Below are 20,720 nucleotides of genomic sequence, written 5' to 3' on the forward strand. Positions count from 1 at the left end.
TTGTGTTTATTGTTTTTAGGTGATTCATTTTCATAACAAACTTTTGAGATAACTAAATCTTCAATTGGCATCTAGTATTTAGCACTTATATTAATCACATATAATTGTCATCCTAAAATAGATACTCACCTTACTTAATTAAAAATACATTTATTATTTGTGAAATTGAAATAATATCGACGATTCTTCAATTCTTAGCTCAAAAAAATCCTATGATGATCTTAGATAATTAAAAGTCGAAAATTGAACTTTTTCAATAAATTTTATAACAAGTGAATAATTATTCATTTTTATAGCGAATTTTCGCTATTTAACATTTATTGATAAAATACAACATTAAACACTATTTAATATGCTTTTATTAAATACTAAACAATTTATAATACTATTTTTATAAATTAGTTGAAATGTTTTTAGCGAATTTTCGCTTTTTTTATTCATTTCGCTTTTTATATATTTGTGTCAACATCAAATCACCAATAGCTAACGTTTGTTTAAATGAAGACAGTATCTACTTTAACTGAAAAAAACATTGAAATCAAAGAAATGATGACAATGGAACACCAAAGTATTTTAACAGAAGATGCTTTGAAGTTTGTTGCTACTTTACATCAAAGATTCAACAAAAGAAGAATTGCATTATTAGATGCAAGACTTAAAAGACAAGAAGAATTAGATAGCGGTAAATTGCCCACTTTTTTGGCTGCCACTGCCTATATAAGAAACAGTGAATGGACGGTTGCAGAGGTCAAAAAAGACATTCAAGACAGAAGAGTAGAAATAACTGGTCCTGTTGATCGTAAAATGATTATTAATGCGTTGAATTCTGGAGCCAATGTTTTCATGGCTGATTTCGAAGATGCCAACTCTCCCACTTGGAGTAATTGCATGAATGGTCAGCAAAATTTAAAGGACGCTGTCAATAAGAACATAAATTATACACACCCAAAAACTGGAAAGGAATACCTTCTTCATGACACTACTGCAACCTTATTTGTTCGTCCAAGAGGTTGGCATTTAGAAGAAAAGCACATGCAATTTGAAGGCATGAACTGTTCTGCTTCTTTGGTAGATTTTGGGTTATACTTCTTCCATAACGCTAAAACACTTATAGAAAACGGAAGTGCGCCTTACTTCTACTTACCAAAAATCGAGAGTCATTTAGAAGCGAGATTATGGAATGACATTTTTGTTTTCTCACAAGAGTATATAGATATACCACAAGGATCAATTAAAGCCACGGTATTAATTGAAACAATTTTGGCAGCATTTGAGATGGATGAAATCTTATATGCTTTAAAAGAACATTCTGCAGGTTTAAACTGTGGTAGATGGGATTATATATTCTCATACATTAAAAAATTGAGAAATATCCCTGGACACACACTACCTGATAGAGCCAAAGTCACTATGAATGTTCATTTTATGAAATCATACTGTGAGTTATTAATTCAGACTTGCCATAAAAGAAAAGCATTTGCTATGGGCGGTATGGCGGCACAAATACCAATCAAGAATGATCATAAAGCCAATCAGAAAGCTATTGATAAGGTTGCCAAAGATAAGACACGTGAAGCTTTAGCTGGACATGATGGCACTTGGGTCGCACACCCTGGCTTAGTTCCGGTTGCTAAAAAAGTTTTTGATCGTTATATGGGTGCTCCGAATAACATCAACAAACCTTTTCAATACAAAAAAATTAAAGCAGAAGATTTACTGAAAGTTCCAGAAGGCAATATCACACTTGCGGGATTGAGAACTAATATTGATGTAGGTATTCAATATATCAGTAAATGGTTAGAAGGACAAGGTGCAGTACCTATCTACAATTTAATGGAAGATGCTGCTACTGCTGAAATCTCAAGATCACAAGTATGGCAATGGATTAAAAATAAAGCCATTACAGCCGAAGGAAAAGAGATTAATGAAGTACTTTATCATCAAGTAATTGATGAGGTGATGCACTCCTTTAAAGAACTTTTGGGAGATGAAAGATTTCATCAATCAAAATTATCAGAAGCTAAAGTAATTTTTGACAAGTTAGTTTTGACAGATGAATTCGTTGAATTCCTGACGTTACCTGCTTATCAACAAATTGATTAAAGATATCAAGATGCAGAGGTAAATTGGGACATACATCTGCTGCCATCATCTTTTTTGGTGAGTACATCAAAATTGATGGTGGTCTTTTCCAGACATTTTCAAACTCTAACTTTTTTATCAGGCAAAAATTATTGCCCTGGTACTCTATTGTCTAAATTTTTATATAAAACCAAAAAACAACATCGATTATGACTAAGAATGAAAGAATTGAAGCGCTTAAAAAAGAGTGGGCAAACAACCCAAGATGGTCGAATATTGAAAGACCTTATACAGCCGAAGAAGTAATTAAACTTCAAGGTAATGTTGTCGTAGAACACACCTTAGCTCGTATGGGAGCTGAAAAACTATGGAAAGGGCTTCATACTGAAGAATATATGGCAGGACTTGGAGCTTTAACCGGTAACCAGGCCATTCAAGAAGTGGAGGCTGGATTAAAAGCTATTTACTTAAGTGGATGGCAAGTTGCGGCTGATGCAAACCTTGCCGGACAAATGTACCCAGATCAATCGTTATACCCTGCCGATTCAGTTCCAAAAGTGGTACAAAAAATTAACAACGCCTTGAGAAGAGCAGATCAAATACAATCTGTTGCTGACAAAGATGATATTGATTACTTGGTGCCGATTGTTGCTGATGCTGAAGCTGGTTTTGGTGGTAATCTAAATGCATTTGAGCTCATGAAAATGATGATTGAAGCTGGTGCTGCAGGTGTACACTTTGAAGATCAGTTATCATCAGCAAAAAAATGTGGACACCTTGGGGGTAAGGTATTAGTACCTACGCAAGAGGCCATTAATAAATTAGTTGCTGCCCGTTTAGCTACAGACGTTTGTGGTACTCCTACTATTATTGTTGCAAGAACTGATGCTGATGCGGCTAATTTGCTTACTTCAGATATCGATCCAAGAGATCGAGAATTTATTTATGGAGAAAGATCTTCAGAAGGTTTCTACAAAGTAAATAATGGTATGGAACAAGCTATTTCAAGAGGTTTGGCTTATGCTCCATACGCTGATTTAATCTGGTGTGAAACTTCTCACCCCGATTTAGCAGAAGCTCAAGCTTTTGCAGATGCTATTCATGCTAAGTTCCCTGATAAACTTTTAGCTTATAATTGTTCTCCGTCTTTCAACTGGGCATCAAAATTAAGTAAAGAAGAAATGGGAAGCTTCCGTGAGAAATTAGCGGCAATGGGCTATAAATTCCAATTCATTACACTTGCTGGCTTCCATGCCTTAAATACAAGTATGTTCCAATTAGCAAAAGCATACAAAGAAAGTGGCATGGCAGGTTACTCTCAGTTACAAGAGAAAGAATTTGCATTACAAAAAGATGGATTTAGAGCAGTGAAACACCAAGCTTTTGTTGGTACAACCTATTTTGATGCAGTACAAAATACTGTTACAAATGGTAAATCTTCAACAACAGCAATGGAGGGTAGTACAGAAACTGCTCAATTTTAATCAGAAGAGATTTAATGAAATAATTTTTCATCAATAGTCATAACAAACAACTTCCTACTAACATATTAGTTACTTGTTTTTATAAAGAACTCGCCTTTATGGGTGGGTTCTTTTTTTATTGATCATCTAAAACAAGTTCTTCTAGTTGTTCAATTTCTTCAGCTGTTGTAAATTCTTGATCATTGACATAAATACTTCCATTCGTTGCCAATGCTATGCGTTTATAATCTTTAATTACTTTAGGCAAACCTAGATGATTAATAGGTGCGTAATTTAATATGATATGAATCGGATTTTTTACTTGAGGCAGCAATTCAATATCTCGAACTGTAGACTGATTGTCCCCTACTAAAATAAAGGTATTGGCATCAGTATACTCTTTTTCTGCTTTTAAAATTGCTTCAATGTCATTTTCGGGTAAATCTCCTCCATCCCCTTTACGTTTCACCATTGACATTAAATTCATCACAGGCATCACTTTACTAGAACGTATAGAGTAAATTCCTTCTGTCTCACCAATTTTCTTTTGATGACTCATTTTTGTATCACCATCATTAAAAAATACGAAACCAATCACCTGATCTTGAGCTCTTTCTTTTATCAACCAAGAAAGTAGATCTAAAGTATATGGGTACATACTTCCTGTCCAGTCACTAACAACTACAGCTTTATTCCATACGTCTCTATTTTTTTCGAAAACTTTGGAAGTGGTCTCCGTTAATTGCTGGTCTTCTCCTAACTTTTTCTTGACAAGATGATGGAATTTATTATCAATATGCTTCCTTCTCTTTACTTCTTCTTCAGGTGATAAGTCTTGCCTTTTATGTTTATCATAGTAAACGACAATACCATGAAACTTTTGGGTAAAATCTTGTTTATTCTCACCTCCAACTTGTTTGATGATTCTCCATCGAATTACGGGGTCATCGATAGCTCCATCAAACCATTTAGAAAAAGCATGAATTCTATTCGTATTCAGTAACGAAAAATCAAAATTCTTTGGATGATCAGTATATACTAAAAGTACACTATCAATTTGAAGACGTGAAATATCATTTGCTTCTGGCAATTCTAAAATCTCAGATTGACCATAAGCCATAGGTAGCGTAAAGAAATGTTTAGTAGAATCTATTTCTAGTGTATGCACATCTCTGTAAGCTGCTCTAAAATAAAGTTGCTCAGCAGATTGTGCATACACATTATAAGTTATAATTTGAAGAATAAAGATTAACCACCATTGGCTATTTCGTCTAGTTCCATCCATCGCATCATTTTCTCATCAACTTCTTCCATCACCTGACCTAATGTTTCTGATACCTCTCTGATATCATCGGGTGATGTCACACTTCCATCAGACAATTTCCCTTCCAATTCTTCTTTTTTTGCTTCAAGAGTTTCAATTTCTTGCTCTAAAGCTTCGTATTCTTTTTGTTCTTTATAAGAAAGTTTCTTGGAACTTGTCTTTTGCACGACCTTTTTATCGTCGGCTTTTTTCTCTTCTTTTAGTGCCTGCTTCTTTTGTTTTTCTACCTCATCAAGGTAGGCTCTATATTCAGAATATTTACCATTGAAGTCTTTGATAACACCATCTCCCTCAAAAATAAATAAGTGGTCCACTAACTTATCCATAAAGTATCTATCGTGGGTTACCACTATCACACATCCTTGAAATTCCTCTAAGAAGTCTTCTAAAACACTTAGTGTATCTAAGTCTAGATCGTTTGTAGGCTCATCAAGAATTAGGAAGTTAGGATTCTTTAAAAGTATGGTACACAAATACAACCTTTTTCTCTCCCCACCTGATAGCGTAGAAATATACGAATGTTGTTTCTCTGGTGTGAACAAAAACTTATTCAGTAATTGAAGTGGCGTAAGTGTTGTCCCGTCTGACATAGTATGATTTTCTGTGATGTCTCTTACCACATCAATCACTTTTCTATCTTCGTCAAAACTTAAGCCTTTTTGTGTATAGTAACCATAGACAATGGTCTCTCCTTTTGTGATGGTTCCTTCGTCTATTGATTCAGTACCCGTTAACATATTTAGAAAAGTAGACTTTCCGACACCATTGTCTCCAACAATACCAACTCTTTCTTTTCTTTTAAAAATGTAAGAGAAATCATCAACAATTTTCTTTGTTCCGAATGATTTGTAGACACTTTCAAACTCAAGGATTTTTTTACCCAATCGGGACATATTCACTTGAATTTGAACTTTCTCATCTTTCTTTCCGCTATTTGCTTTTTTCTTGAGGTCGTGAAAAGCATCCATTCTATATTTTTGCTTTGTACCTCTAGCTTTTGGCATTCTTCTTACCCAATCAAGTTCCTTACGCATTAAGTTTTTAGCCTTTTCCACAGTAACGGCGTGGTTAGCTTCTCTTTCTGCTTTTTTCTCGATATAATAAGAATAATTACCTTGATGGGTATAGATTGTTGAATCTACCAATTCTATAATTTCAGTACAGATTCTATCTAAGAAGTATCTATCGTGAGTAACTAACAGAATAGATAGTTTAGAACGGGTTAAATATTCTTCTAACCATTCAATCATATCTAAATCCAAATGGTTAGTCGGTTCATCAAGAATCAATAAGTTGGGTTCTTCGATAAGGACTTTACTTAGGGCTACTCTTTTTTGCTGCCCACCAGATAAAGAAACCATTTTCTGTGCAGTATCTTCTATCTTGAAGGCCGTAAGAATTTGTTTCACTCTAGCTTCAGCATCCCAAGCTTTCATTTCTTCCATCTTAGCAGTGGCAATATCCAACTGTTTTAAAACGGCATCAGAATAGTCTAGTGTGGAAGCTTGTAAAGCTGCTTCATAGTTTTTAACGGCTCCTAAAATTGGAGAATCACTTGATAGAACGTAATCTAAAACATTCTGTCCTTCTTCAAATTTCGGTTCCTGCTCTAATAATCCTACTGTAATATCTTTATTGATGGCAATTTCACCACTGTCTAAAGATTCTTTTCCTGCTATAGAATTTAACAAAGTAGATTTACCTGTACCATTTTTTGCTACTAAGGCTACTTTCTGACCTTGCTGAATACCAAAGCTTATATTTTCATATAAGGGTTTTTCGCCCCAATATTTTGTTGCATTATCAACTGATAATAGATTCATTCTCTTCTAATTTTAACTTCTGACAAAAATAGAAGATTTCCATGGGTTTTGAACAGTTTAAAAGGATATTAATCTTTATTTAATGGTAATTGATGTTTAATATCAATGACTACATCACAGAGAATTCAATTCTTCTATTTTTAGTTCTTCCTTCATCTGTTGTATTATCTGCAATTGGCGATTTCTCTCCATATCCTTTTGCAGTTAAACGTTTCGCGTCAATTCCTTTTTCAATTAAATAATTAACTACCGCTTCTGCTCTTTTTTGAGAAAGTTCTTTGTTATAATTATCGTCTCCAATATCATCAGTATGACCTCCAATTTCTACTTGTATATCTTTATTATTAGACATAAAAGTTAAAATCTTATCTAGTTCAATTTGTGATTTTCTTTTCAGATTAAATTCGTTCGAATCAAAAAAGATATTATTTAAAGTGATGTTCTTCCCTGATTCAATTCGATCTAAAAAGATATCTAGCCTTTTACCATCCACTCCCATATTATGCGTATCAAAGGTAAGACTTTGAAATAGGTAGCCAGGGCGTGAAATGTAAAGGGCATATTCTTGATCTTGATTCAAAACGATCAAATATTTCCCCGTTTTTTTATCAGAAAGTAATACTGACTCTGTCTCTTTGTTTTCTAATAACTTTAATTCTAATTCTGCTTTTAAAGGCGTTTTTGTGATAGCATCATAAACTACACCTTCCAAAAAGCCACTTAAAACAACAGGTTGAATTTCTTGTGGAATATCAATGGATACTAAATGAGAATCTCTTGTACCATCCTCTTGAATTTCTTCCTTTGAAAAATAACCTTTAGATCCGTCTGCAGAAACAATAAATGCAACTTGATCTGTATGATCATTCACTGGATAACCAATATTTCTAACCTCTCCCCATTCTTGTGAATTTTTCTTTTCAGAGATAAAGATATCCAAACCTCCAAAACCTAAATGTCCTTTTGATGAAAAATATAGCGTTTGCCCATTGGCATGTATGTAGGGAGAAATATCATCATCTGTAGTATTGACAACGTCTCCTAAATTAACAGCTGGCTTCCATTGTCCTTGACTGTTTAACTCAGATTTCCATATATCTTTTTTACCTAACCCTCCTCTTCTATCAGACACAAAATACAACGTTCTTCCATCTGCAGATAATGAAGGTTGTGATTCCCACTCAGCAGAATTCACATTAGGACCTAAATTACGAGGCTTTAACCATGTATCACCTTCTTTAATTGCCATAAACAAATCACAACTACCATAGCCTGGTAAATCTCTTGTCGATTCACAAGAAGTAAAAATCATAATAGTTCCATCTGCTGAAATAGTACAAGTACCTTCATTAAATTTAGTATTGAGTTCTTTTACTTCTTCAGGCGACGCCCATTTCCCTTCCTGCTTTTTAATTTTATAGATATTTTCGTCTGTGTTTTTATCACGTGCTGTAAAATACATTTCTTCACCGTTGGCAGTAATCGCAGGGAAATATTGTTGGTCTTTTACATTGACAATTTCCCCTAAATTCATAGGGCTATAAGGCAATGCATTTTTCATGTTGGCTAATGCATAGTTACATGAGGCAATAATTTTATTCGCCGATTTTTTCTCCCTGTATAATTTCTTATCAGGATTAAAATCAAGAAATTCTATAGCATATTTTTTAGCTTTTTCATAATTCCCTTCCGACCACTCATATTGAGCTAGAGAAAGATGAGCCAAAGCATATTTAGGGTTATCACCACAACAATTCATTAATTGAGCATACAATGCTCTTGATTTTATATAATCCCTTTCTAATATGTACAAATAGGATAACAGATAATAAGAATCACCAAAAGTGGAATCTGCCGCAATTGATTTTTCTAAGAGCAATTTTGCTTCTCCAATTTGCCTTATTCTGATTGCTTCTTCCGCTTTAATAAAGTGTTTAGATGCTTTATTAGCGTTTTGTGCACCTACTACTGATGATAGTAATAGAAATAGATATATAAAAAATTGCTTCATTTATTTTTAAGTAAATAATTTCTCGGCTAACTCGGCGACTGTCCCAACAGGTATCACCTTCATTTTCAATTTAGTGAAATCAATTCCTTTAGTATTGTATTTCGAAATAAACATTTCTTTGAAACCTAACTTTTCAGCTTCAGAAATTCTATTTTCAATTCTTGATACAGCTCTCACCTCTCCACCAAGACCTACTTCTGCTGCAAAACATGTAGTAGATTCGACGGCTATATCTTCAAAAGAAGAAATTAAAGAGACCACTACCGCTAAATCAATTGCTGGGTCTTCTACTCTTAGACCTCCTGTTATATTGATAAAAACATCAGAAAAGTTAAGTTTATAGCCTGATCTTTTCTCCAATACCGCCAAAAGCATATTTAATCGTTTTGCATCAAAGCCCGTAGAACTACGTTGTGGATTTCCATACACAGATGGTGTAACTAAAGATTGTATTTCAACTAATAATGGTCTGTTACCTTCCATAACTGTACCAATTGCAATACCACTTAATCCATCGTCTCTTTGAGACAACAATATTTCTGAAGGATTGCTTACTTGTCTTAAACCAGAGGCAATCATTTCATATATCCCTAACTCTGACGTTGAGCCAAATCTATTTTTTGCTGTTCTTAGAATTCGATAACTCATATGTCTATCCCCTTCAAATTGTAGAACAGTATCAACCATATGTTCCAATACTTTAGGACCTGCTAAACTGCCTTCTTTAGTAATGTGACCGATCATTAAAACAGGTGTTCCTGTATCTTTTGCAAATCGGATTAGCTCTGCTGCACATTCTTTAACTTGAGAAACACTACCTGCGGCTTGTTCTAAAAATGGAGACACTAAGGTTTGTATAGAGTCAATCACCATTACATCAGGTGTCATTGTTTCTACATGGGCAAATATTTTTGATGTATCCGTCTCAGTCAAAACATACGTCTCTTCTGATGAAAACGGAATCCTCTCCGCTCTTTGTCGAATTTGTTGTCCACTTTCCTCTCCAGAAACATACAACACCTGCTTATTATTTAGAGATAAAGCAATCTGTAGCATTAATGTAGATTTACCAATACCGGGTTCTCCGCCAATCATAACTACCGAACCAGGAACGATACCCCCACCGAGAACTCTATTTAATTCTTCGTCTTGCGTAATTATTCTTGCTTCTTTCTCGTATTTTACCTCAGTAATTTTAGTCGGTTTTGCTGTTTCTGCCCCTACGTTTACATAACCACCAGATTTTGTTGCAGTGGAACTCATCTTCCAATCCCCTTTTTTAGGAGTTTCTTCCTTTTGAAGTTCCTCTACAAACGTATTCCATTCGTTACACGTAGGACACTTGCCTTGCCATTTTGGCGATTCAAAACCACAATTCTGACAAAAATATGCTGTCTTTATTTTTTTAGCCATTTGATGCTTCTCGTTCTATGTCTGATTTTCTGAGATGAAAGAAATTCTCTTGAATGTGATATTAGTTCTTAGATTTTAATTTTACAATTTTTTTGAAAAAGTTATCATCACTTTACAACAGGAAGTTTTTTTACCTCAAAATTGATCAAAAGTGATGATCAAATTGATAAATGGTCAAAAAAAGATTTTAATTTGTACTATAATTTTTTCAAGAGCATATTTCATCTTACATCTAATATGCCCATTGATTTGTGATTTTTTAATAGACACAAGTAAAATATAGATGTTAGAACTAGTTACATATCACGAAAACAGCCCATTACTTTTTACACAAGTTATTTTTTGGGTTCTTTTTGGGTCCATCATCATTATATATCAATTTATTTATAAAAATATTACGACTAGAAATGTATTGTTATTATTAGCAAGTTTGTATTTCTATTACATGTCTAGTGGTTTCTATTTTGTTCTTCTGTTATTTTCAACCATCGTTGATTATTACATAGGAAAACAAATATTCAATTCTAACGATAAAAAAACGAGGCGATTCCTAGTCACTTTAAGTGCTGCCATTAATTTATCATTATTGGCCTACTTTAAATATACTTTTTTCTTTACAGAAGGAGTTAATACTTTATTCGATTTAACCCTTGAACAAGAGAACTACCTTGCGGTATTTTTCAACACTGTATTTGGAGCTGGAATGGATACCTCGAATATATTTTTACCTATTGGTATATCCTTCTATACTTTTCAAACCATAAGTTATTCTGTAGATATTTATCGTGGGGACATTAAGCCAGTAGATAATATTTGGGATTTTGCCTTATTTGTTAGTTTCTTCCCTCAGCTTGTGGCTGGCCCTATTGTTAGGGCGTCTGAATTTATTCCACAGATTCATCAACCCTATAAAGTAAAGGAGAGTGAATATGGACATGCACTATTTTTAATTGCTTGTGGTCTGATAAAAAAGATCATGATTTCTGATTATATCTCCATTAATTTTGTGGATAGGATTTTCGAATCGCCTTGGTCCTACTCTGGTTTCGAAAATTTAATGGCAACATATGGTTATGCAATACAAATTTATTGTGACTTTTCTGGATATACTGATATTGCAATTGGTGTTGCTGTATTATTAGGCTTTAGATTACCGTTAAACTTTAATTCACCATATAAAGCTACCGATATCACAGACTTCTGGAGAAGATGGCATATTTCTCTGTCTTCCTTCTTGAGAGATTACCTTTACATCCCTTTAGGCGGTAATCGTAAAGGACAAGTGAGAACCTATATCAACCTTTTTGTGACTATGTTACTAGGTGGATTATGGCATGGAGCACATTTTAGGTTTATCATTTGGGGTGCGTTACATGGAGGAGCATTGGCCCTTCATAAATTATGGATGGAGTTTTTTGGAAAGAAAATTGGGCATTTTAAATATCAAAATATTATAGGAGGTGTTATCACATTTCATTTTGTCTGCTATGCTTGGATTTACTTTAGAGCAGAAGATATGCAACACGCCACAAGTATGATTAGTCAGATAACTACAAACATGGACCTTAGCATTGCGTTGGAAGTAATACTTGCTTACAAAAATGTATTTGCAATTATGGTTTTTGGATTTTTTATACATTGGATGCCTCAAAGTTGGAAAAACAAATTAGCTATTGAGTTTATTTCAATGCCTGATTTTGCAAAGGCTGCTTTTTTATTTTTTATAGGCTTTGTATTGTTCCAAAGTCGATCTTCAGATATACAACCATTTATTTATTTCCAATTCTAATATTGTTCACGTATATTTACAATTAATGGTGTTTATTATTATTATGTGCTCTTACCCTTCTAAACTTACGTTTTTATGCAATCAGCAACAATCTACAATCTAAGAAGTGCTCTATGTGCTTTTACTTTTATGTGTGTGACAACAAATTTATTTGGTCAAAGTATCAAACAAAAAAAGGCGGAAGAGTTTCTCCGTCTATCTGGTTTAAAAGAATATACTCTTCAAATTGATGAAATAGCTCTTGCTAAATCTGATGAAGAATTATTATTTCTAGATGATAGCCAAAGTAATCTTGAAATTAAGGCAATTATAAAATTGTACTTAAATCATGATAACATCAATCATCATATCAAAGAATATCTAGCTCATAAAGTGGATGAATCATTATTGAATCATGCTAACTTATTTCTAGAGAACCCTATTAATGAAGATATTCAAGGAACTAGAACAAGAACTTTATCAAGATTTGAAAAGATTGATAAAGCCAAATATGTCAATAGCTTTGACATGGAAAATGTCGATCAAGATCGATTTGACATTTGTGTGAATATTTATCAGTTATTGAAAATTGGTAAAATAACGGAAAGCATCTTACATCAAACCACCTTAAACGTATCTATGGGCTTTAATGAACATAAGTCCACAGATAAAAAGACGGAAGAAGAGATTAAAAACGAAATTGACATGATGTTCTCAGATCAATACCGTCAGGTAATGATGACGAATCAGATTGCCAATATGATGTATATTTTCTCAGGTATTTCTAACACTACTTTAAACTCTTATATTAATAAGTGGCATACATATGATGGAGAAAAAACACTAATATTAATGGACGAGGCTATTAATTACTCTTTTATTGAAGTTATGAAAGAAATAAAAAATCATGGCTCTTAAAGTTTACTCATCAGTTATGATGATAATTAAGAAGTTGAAACTATATATATAGTCTGTCTATTGACAAAAAATAAGGTGATCACATGAATTGATGAGATCACCTTATTTTTTATTCCATAATTTAGCATCTCAATCTTTCTATGCTCTCTTCTTTAACGAGTGAAACTATAGTATACTAGAACATCTGTTATCAGCGATAACAAAGCACCCTACTTCAATGATTAAAGACATGAGGTAGTTTAATCCTTATTTGGCATCAAGACTACCACCCCTATTAAACAGGCATAGTTTGAAACCATAATCTTACTAGGAACAACCTAATTAAACTACACAAAAAAAGGCTACCACATTTAAAAATGTGGTAGCCTAAATATTAATATCTTAAGTATATTAATTTATGCTTTATGAAATGGATTTAAACCCACCAAGAAGTCGTTAATATGAATAAGTGATTCATGTATCCCTTGAATAGAATCAGGGGTATATCTATAGGCTAAAGTATACAAAATAAATAAAGCATATAGAGACACTAAGAAATAACCACTTTTTGCTCCTAACCTTTTTCGTTTTGCTCCAATATAGAATATTAAAGTAGACAATAAGGTGAGTACTAATAAGATAATTCTGAAAGAACCTATGAAATCCATTTCAGCATCCCCAGACATCTCAATAGTTTTCCCAGACATCAAAGTATAAATTGTTAGAGGCAAACCTAATGCAAAACAAATGTCAAAAATATTTGAGCCTAAAGCATTAGAAATTGCATCGTTATAAGCACCGTTATTCGCACTCTTCACAGAGATGATCGTATCTGGAACTGAAGTTGCTGCAGCTGCAAAAATTAAAGCCACAATGTACATATCCCAATTCATACCCTGTCCTAACATTTCACATCCTTTAGTTAAAAAGTGACATGCAGCACCTACTAATGCAGTTGATGTTAAAAGTAAGAACCATGCTCTTCCGGTATTCATTTCTTTATTACCAATAATTGCATGAGATAGGTCTAATTGTAATAACGCTTTAATACGTCCACCTTCACCCGCTTCATACTCATACTCATCATGTTCATCTCCATGGTCATCCATTTTAATAAACAATAAAGAAACTACATAAACTACATATAGAGACATTAAGAATGCACCATGCATCCATGTTAATTCTTTTTCTGATACAAAAACGATTAAACAAATAATAGCTAACATTAAAGCCGTACCATCACGTAAAATCACTTTAGGATTTACATTGATGAAATTAACTTTTCTGTTAATTACGATAACGCTTATTATTACCGCTGCAGGGATAATCATAATATTAAATACCGCACTACCTGATGTAGTACCGATTCCACTTGCAAAACCTTTTGCGTCACCTGCTATGACCAAAAAGAAAAATGTGGTAAAAAGTTCAGGCATAGAACTACCTATTGCATCAATAGTTGCTCCTTTAACACCACCTTTCATATTTCTACCTAAAAACCCAGAGGCATCCTCGAATCCATCACACGCTCTCCAAATTACAATACAAGCAATAAAAATAATGACCAGACCTAAAAAAATTTCCATTCTTTGTTAATCTATTTGACTTATTAGTTTTTTTTCTTCCAATAACGCAATAATCCCGCCACACTCATAAAGGGTGGATTGGCAGCATCATATTGTTTTAATGCATCATCCTTCAAACCTAACACTTTTAACTCATTATTTACATATGTTATGAAAAGTTCTTCCATTTTTTCCTGAGAATAGTCTTTTTCCATATACATTTTGACAATATCTGCCATCTTATATAAGTCTTTTTCAAGTGCAATGAGGTGATTCACTACATCAGTAACGACACCGAAATGAGTTAAGTATAATTTAGCAGGAGAAATTTTACGAATTAAATCAATTGATGCTTGCCATTTCTCTAAATTAATATCCGGAGGAGGACAAGGAGCAACCACAGGACCCTCTCCAATTTTAACTCCCGCAACATCGCCAGTAAATAATAAATCTTCTATTTGCCACGCAATATGATGGTTAGCATGACCCGGTGTATGCCAAGAAATAAGATCAACATCTCCAACACAGACTTTTTCGCCATTTTCAACAGCTATTAATAGATGTTCTGGAATATTATGCATTTCTCCCCATAACCTATCCATATCTTCTTTATAAATCATTTTTGCTGACGCCATTAACTTTGAAGGATCAGCCATATGTCTTACCCCAAAAGGATGAAGATGAATTTTTGCACCATGTTCTGCAAATTTCCAAGCAGCACCAGCGTGATCTAAATGAATATGAGTAATAAATACATTCATAATATCTTCCACTTTATACCCCAAGTGGTTGATTGCTTTTTCTAAAACTGAAAAAGTGGAATGAGGACCGGTCTCAATTAAAATAGGACCTTCTGAAGTTTCAATTAAATAGGAAGCGATGGCTTCATCACAACCTAAAAAATTTAAATCGATGGGTTGAATGTTATGCATGATTATTATATATGTTTAGAATATAAATATGAGAGTAAATTTGAATGCAAAAAATGATTAGTATTACATTGATAAATTATTTTAAATCACTCTTCCCTATTTATTTAATTACGAAGTAAAATGAGATCACTCTAGAAATGTTTTTTGAGTAGTACCTATTATAATGACTCCTTATACCTACAAGAAATAAACAATTGCCTCAGATGGATAAAACCACATCATATATAAGAGAATATCTTCATTATTCATGCTGCTATTAATCACAATAAAATTTAAATTCCTGATAGGAAAAAAGGCAATTAATCTTTTTTCACCTTAAAAAATTCTATATTTATAGTTAGAAAGGTTAAACAATATCTTATTGTTTCATTATCCTAAGTTTATACTACTCTTTCATAATATCAATCTTAATATAAAGGTTGATTAAGTTAACAATATGCACTCGAGCTTACGTTTATTTTTTGTAATATCAATACTCGTTTTTTGTATTACCGAAGATGTATTTGCCCAGAAAGCAAACTTCTTTATCAAAGATATTGACATTATTGCGGATACTTCTGTAACCTCTCTTTCTGTACATGGCATTCATGATAGGAGAAGAAGAGGCGAGATAACCCTACCTTTTTATTTTGAAGATATTGAGCAAGTTTTTGAAGTAAGAGTGTACCTTAAAAACGAAGAAAAAATTACTGATTTAAAATTAATCCATGCCAATGATTTTAAAGTAATAGAGGAACCTTTGAGTGTAGGTGATAATGTATATAGGTTTAAACTTCAATTTGTAGAAACAACAAAAAACACTAAGCCATCATTTGTCATGAACTTATGGACAATTGACGGTCAAGAAATAACCTATGAGCAAAAATTGCTTCCTTACACCAATACAGTTGTTGAAATAGCTGATAAAAAAATATCGGAAGTAAGAGAATTATACATTGGTGAAGAAAAGGAGTATGAAATACTAAGTAACAGAAGGGACAATTTAAGGGTAGATAATATTTGGCACGAACAAAAAGACCTCTCTTGGAGACTTTTTGAAAGAGACAACAAACTCTACATTAGTGTATTACCCAAGTTTGTAAATACATTTTCTACTGAAATTCTTTTTGAGACACTTATTCCTAATATTATCAATGGGAAAAAGAAATACGAAACTATGCCACTAGCCTTAAACTTTAAGGTAAAAGCACCTCGTTTGACTTATTTAGCCACTGATAAGAATGAAATTGTTTATGAAGGTCCTAAATCAAATGAAGAGGGAATAGAATTACAAATTCAACAAAACCGTAAACTTCAACTTGAGAAAACATATAGAATTGAAAATCAAGAAGAAAAAGGGGGCAATTTAATTGCAGAGCTCTTTACAAAAAGAAACATGAGTAACAATAAAACACTCTGTTTATTACGTGTTTACGATTACCACACCCTACAAGATGGCTACCTCTATATAAAAGATGGTGATGACGCTAAATTCATTACCAACTTTAATATTATATCAAAAAATATTATTGAATCGATCGAAGTTTTAAGGCCCGGACGTAACTGGACAAGTAACTTGTCGGTCTTCCCTGGTGAAACCGTTTCTCTTAAGTTTTCAGGAAAACAGATGCAACATGCTCGTTATATCTTTGAAGGTTTAAGTAACAGAAATATTGACTCTGTAAATACTACCATGGAAATGCAAACCATGCAGATAAGTGTACCTTTAAATATTAGCCAAAAGGAATTAAAAATATACAATGGAAACGAATTTACAGGACATTCTATAACAATCACCGAAAAACAATCTCCTAAAAACTTTGATTTTGTGACTATCGATTGTGGTGATGGACCACGTATTGTAAGTCAAATCGAAAAGCCGATTTTTTATCCTAAAGCAATCACTGATGTTATACTTAAATTCAATACCGAAGAAATTGATGGCTTACAATTGTATGGTAAACAATATATCACATTAGATGTTAGAGTCATTGGCCCACAAGGGCAATTGATAGAACTGGCTAGAGATGAAAATATTGTGATCTGTCCTGGAGAAACTTCTCCTAGGCACTTTAACTATGAGAAAAACAATTGTACAGATCCACTAGTAACGCTAAACAAATATCTAGGGATAAAAACACACCGTTTTGAGGATTGGACTAAACTAGAAATATATATTACACATCAAAAAGATAAATATTCTGAACAGTCTTATCAAAAGAAGATTGAGATTTACGCTTCAAGGAGATCTCAATTTGATATTGACCTGTCCTTCCCTGCCGGTTTATTAGTGAAAAAAGCCAATGAAGACGATATTTCTTCTGGTATTAGTGGTATTAGTATCTCAGCAATTGCTCAATTTAAGTTCTTTAAACCTGGTACAATAGGTCGTGTTAGACCTTATCGTATTGGTGTAGGATCCATTGCTTTAAATGCCTTCAACCTTTCTGACAATGAAGACATTGATAGAGATTTAGGTATTGTAGCCTTAGGATCTGTCCATCCATTACAAAGACCCGGACGTAAATTATCTTTACCACTCTACATTGGATTTGGGTATTTCTTAAAAGCTGATACTTTCTTTTGGATGGTGGGGCCTGGAATTAGTGTAAGTTTCTAATTGGATTTAATCTCGCCTACATAGATTTTTGGAAGCGTTGTAGGAACAAGTAAATCGGGATGCTGTTTCCCTCCAGACTTTTCTTTTACCTCTTTTGATAAATAGTAAACTAATTCCTTCAATGATATCAATTGATTGCCTGTATAATCTGCTTTCCCTTTTGATATACCATTAAGAATAGAAGAAGTAAAAATACTGTAATCAGACGCTTCTTCATTTAACGATGATTCCTTTCCTGTAGCTGCAGCTAAAACCACTACCCCATTTTCATTCGATGATATGTTTCTATATCCTTCAACGTTTTGAGTATTTTTAAAAATAGCACCCAGTTTTTCATTATGCTGAGTATCCAAAATTAATATTACTTGAGCGGGGAATTTTGATAACTCACTCGTTAATTCTTTCCAGTTTAGAGAGGTGGATGAAAAAGAATTAGGATTGGTATCATAAGTAGTTAAATGGAACTGATCTTTATAAAAGGTACCGTGTGTAGACAAATAAACAATTACTATATCATTGGCACTAACTTGTTGATTCATAAATGACAAAGAAAATAATATAGAAGCTTTATCAGCGTCGCTATTGGTCAACCTAGTCACTTTTACATCATTATAAACATGTCCTCTTTGCTGTCCTAAAAATAAATCGGATATTGCTAAAGCATTTTTGTGTGCACCATTAATATTCAATACCTCATGTTGATGTTCTGAAACTCCAACTGAAAGAACATATAGATTTTTCTTTTCAATCACATCTACCTCCTTGAGTAAGGAATGAATGTCTAAATCCAACGTTTCATCTTCTGTTTCAGAAACAATTACCTTAGGTGGAGAAGTCCAATTACAATTTTGATTTTCAATAAACATGCGTAATGTCTTTTCCTCATTACCTACAGCGTATTCATGTTTAACATGATAGTTAAAATGATCTCCCTCTTTTGTTGTCTCAATATCTCTGATAACAATCGGTCGACCATCAATTAGTAATTTTATGGTCTTTACAGAAGTACTACTTTTAATAATAGCTTCTACCATCACCTTACCGTCAACAACAAATTCCTCTGCTTGAGGTGATATCCATTCTATTTTTGGTTTTACATCTGCTAATAATACATGTTCTTTCTCTTTTAAATCTAAAGTGGTTTGCGCAGATTGAAATCCTCCGAGAGTATAAATTTTTTGTAACACTTGTGGTTGATGGTACATTTTTGCAAAAGTACTTATCTCACTAAATTCAGGAAGATCTCCAAATTCTTTTTTCATTAACCACCCTACATATTTTTCCCCTCCAGCCGAAGCTGAATAATATCCTTGAGGCGACCAAACTACCCAATCATCGTTCTTAGAGATAAAAAGTGATACTAACAGCTCTCCTGTTGCTAGGTTCCATACTTTATATGTTTGGTCTAAAGAGAAAGTCAAGAGATATTTATCGGAATGTAAAGCACTCATTGCATTCACCTGCTTGTTGTGCCCCATAAATTGAAATTTCTCCTCACCACCTTCACTAAATACTTTTAATGATTTTTTATTACTTACTATTATTTGATTATTGATCTTGCCATAAGTAACAATTTTACCATCTTTTTTAGGGTCAACAGATAATTCAAGGGTACCATTTTTTAAAGTATAATCATCAACTTTTGACCAACCATCCTTAGACAACTGAGTTCCTTTTTGACTAGATGAGGTGTGCAACATTAATTTCATTTTAGTGAAATCAAAAGCATACTGATCATTATTATGTCCAGTATATAAATGATCACCCATAGAAGTGATGGAATCAAAATATTTAGATTGATTGGTGTAAACTCTTACAATTTTATCTTGATTTAGATCCCATAATTGCATTTCACCTTTATGGCCACTTGCCACGAGAATATAATCTTTTGATGAGTTTGCAAATTGGGCTGAAGACACTATTCCGTTCTTAGATTTGAAGCTTTTTTGTTGTTCCCATGCTTCAGTATCATACAATACTATTCTACCTTGAGAATCCGTTACCAATAATAATTCATCATTATCAGAAAAATCCAGGCTTGTAATAAAGCCTTTAGTATCGGTTAATGACGCTACCTCTGTACCGTTAGTATTCCATACATAAACTCTACCGTGGTCATCCCCTGCTACTACAAATTTGTTATCTACAGAAATTTCTACATTGGTAAATTTATCTGCTGTTTCCCATACTTTCATTAACGAGGCACTTTTCATACCTACAGACATAGAATACATTTTTACTGTACCATCAAACGAAGAGGTAACTAAACGACTACCATCATCTGATAAATCTATATTATATACTAAATCAGTATGTTCTTCAATAGTTAATTCTTCATAAGGTTCTTCTTCGAAAATTTCATTATCAAGAAAAGGCATATACCACACACGAACAGTTTGATCTACTCCAGATGAAATTAAATACTCTCCATCTGCTGAAAATTGTAAATCTGTAATTTTACCTTCATGCCCTAGTAAGGAGGCAATTTGTTCTCCTGTAGATAAATTTAGGATGGCAATTTCATGCTGATCTAAATTACCTCCAACAGCAATTAGTTTATTATCAGGTGATAATGAAAGAGCGTTATATTCACCACCTTTGCCTGCTTCATTTACATTACCCCAAAAAGTATTGATAAGTTGCTGAGATTTTGTGTCCCAAACTCTCATCGTTTTATCTTCAGAAACAGAATAGATTTTTTTATTGTTTCCAGAAAATAATACTTTTCTAATAATTGAGGTATGCCCTTTAGAATCCACCACAATTTCTTGCCCTTTTTCTTGGGCAATTGATGGTAAAAACGTTAATAATATCAGATAAAAAGAATATATAGAAATCCTCAT

12 protein-coding genes are annotated in these 20,720 nt (G+C 33.2%); 5 read left to right on the forward strand and 7 right to left on the reverse strand.

Annotated elements, in window-relative coordinates; all coding sequences use genetic code 11:
• Positions 1-498 precede the first annotated feature (498 nt).
• Both aceB and aceA read left to right on the forward strand, forming a co-directional pair.
• On the forward strand, positions 499-2,103 hold the full coding sequence (gene aceB, locus NH26_RS05085) for a malate synthase A (RefSeq protein WP_044222444.1): 1,605 nt from the start codon (positions 499-501) through the stop codon (positions 2,101-2,103).
• 188 nt (positions 2,104-2,291) lie between these two features.
• Positions 2,292-3,566 (forward strand): isocitrate lyase, encoded by a 1,275-nt coding sequence (aceA, locus tag NH26_RS05090; protein ID WP_174549703.1) that lies wholly within the window; start codon positions 2,292-2,294, stop codon positions 3,564-3,566.
• A 115-nt stretch (positions 3,567-3,681) separates the two neighbouring features.
• Here aceA and NH26_RS05095 read toward each other — a convergent pair whose 3' ends face one another.
• From NH26_RS05095 to radA, 4 genes are all read right to left on the reverse strand, one after another.
• On the reverse strand, positions 3,682-4,830 hold the full coding sequence (locus NH26_RS05095) for a hypothetical protein (protein ID WP_139262877.1): 1,149 nt from the start codon (positions 4,828-4,830) through the stop codon (positions 3,682-3,684).
• Positions 4,794-6,692, reverse strand: coding sequence for an ABC-F family ATP-binding cassette domain-containing protein (locus NH26_RS05100; RefSeq protein WP_044222452.1), 1,899 nt, complete (start codon positions 6,690-6,692; stop codon positions 4,794-4,796). The genes NH26_RS05095 and NH26_RS05100 overlap by 37 nt, the downstream gene beginning before the upstream one ends.
• A gap of 109 nt (positions 6,693-6,801) precedes the next feature.
• Positions 6,802-8,703 carry an OmpA family protein gene (locus NH26_RS05105; protein WP_044222455.1) on the reverse strand — a complete coding sequence of 634 codons (1,902 nt, stop codon included), beginning with the start codon at positions 8,701-8,703 and terminating at the stop codon, positions 6,802-6,804.
• A 6-nt stretch (positions 8,704-8,709) separates the two neighbouring features.
• Entirely contained in the window at positions 8,710-10,116 is a 1,407-nt protein-coding gene (gene radA / locus NH26_RS05110) for a DNA repair protein RadA (protein WP_044222458.1), read from the reverse strand.
• A 283-nt stretch (positions 10,117-10,399) separates the two neighbouring features.
• Between radA and NH26_RS05115 the strand changes: the two genes are divergently transcribed.
• Both NH26_RS05115 and NH26_RS05120 read left to right on the forward strand, forming a co-directional pair.
• Positions 10,400-11,905, forward strand: a complete 1,506-nt coding sequence (locus NH26_RS05115; RefSeq protein ID WP_044222460.1) for an MBOAT family O-acyltransferase — start codon at positions 10,400-10,402, stop codon at positions 11,903-11,905.
• 75 nt (positions 11,906-11,980) lie between these two features.
• A complete protein-coding gene (locus NH26_RS05120; RefSeq protein ID WP_044222462.1) occupies positions 11,981-12,802 on the forward strand; it encodes a hypothetical protein in 822 nt (273 codons plus the stop codon).
• A gap of 395 nt (positions 12,803-13,197) precedes the next feature.
• Here the strand turns inward: NH26_RS05120 and NH26_RS05125 are convergent, their stop codons facing one another.
• Both NH26_RS05125 and NH26_RS05130 read right to left on the reverse strand, forming a co-directional pair.
• Positions 13,198-14,367, reverse strand: coding sequence for a sodium:calcium antiporter (locus NH26_RS05125; protein ID WP_044222466.1), 1,170 nt, complete (start codon positions 14,365-14,367; stop codon positions 13,198-13,200).
• 23 nt (positions 14,368-14,390) lie between these two features.
• Positions 14,391-15,278 (reverse strand): MBL fold metallo-hydrolase, encoded by an 888-nt coding sequence (locus NH26_RS05130; protein ID WP_044222469.1) that lies wholly within the window; start codon positions 15,276-15,278, stop codon positions 14,391-14,393.
• 436 nt (positions 15,279-15,714) lie between these two features.
• Here NH26_RS05130 and NH26_RS05135 point away from each other — a divergent pair, with 436 nt between their 5' ends.
• On the forward strand, positions 15,715-17,877 hold the full coding sequence (locus NH26_RS05135) for a hypothetical protein (RefSeq protein WP_044222472.1): 2,163 nt from the start codon (positions 15,715-15,717) through the stop codon (positions 17,875-17,877).
• Here the strand turns inward: NH26_RS05135 and NH26_RS05140 are convergent.
• On the reverse strand, positions 17,874-20,720 hold the full coding sequence (locus NH26_RS05140; RefSeq protein WP_044222475.1) for a caspase family protein: 2,847 nt from the start codon (positions 20,718-20,720) through the stop codon (positions 17,874-17,876). The two genes, NH26_RS05135 and NH26_RS05140, sit on opposite strands and share 4 nt — an antisense overlap.

Origin of the sequence: Flammeovirga pacifica (assembly GCF_000807855.2) — a bacterium.
Classification (GTDB): domain Bacteria; phylum Bacteroidota; class Bacteroidia; order Cytophagales; family Flammeovirgaceae; genus Flammeovirga; species Flammeovirga pacifica.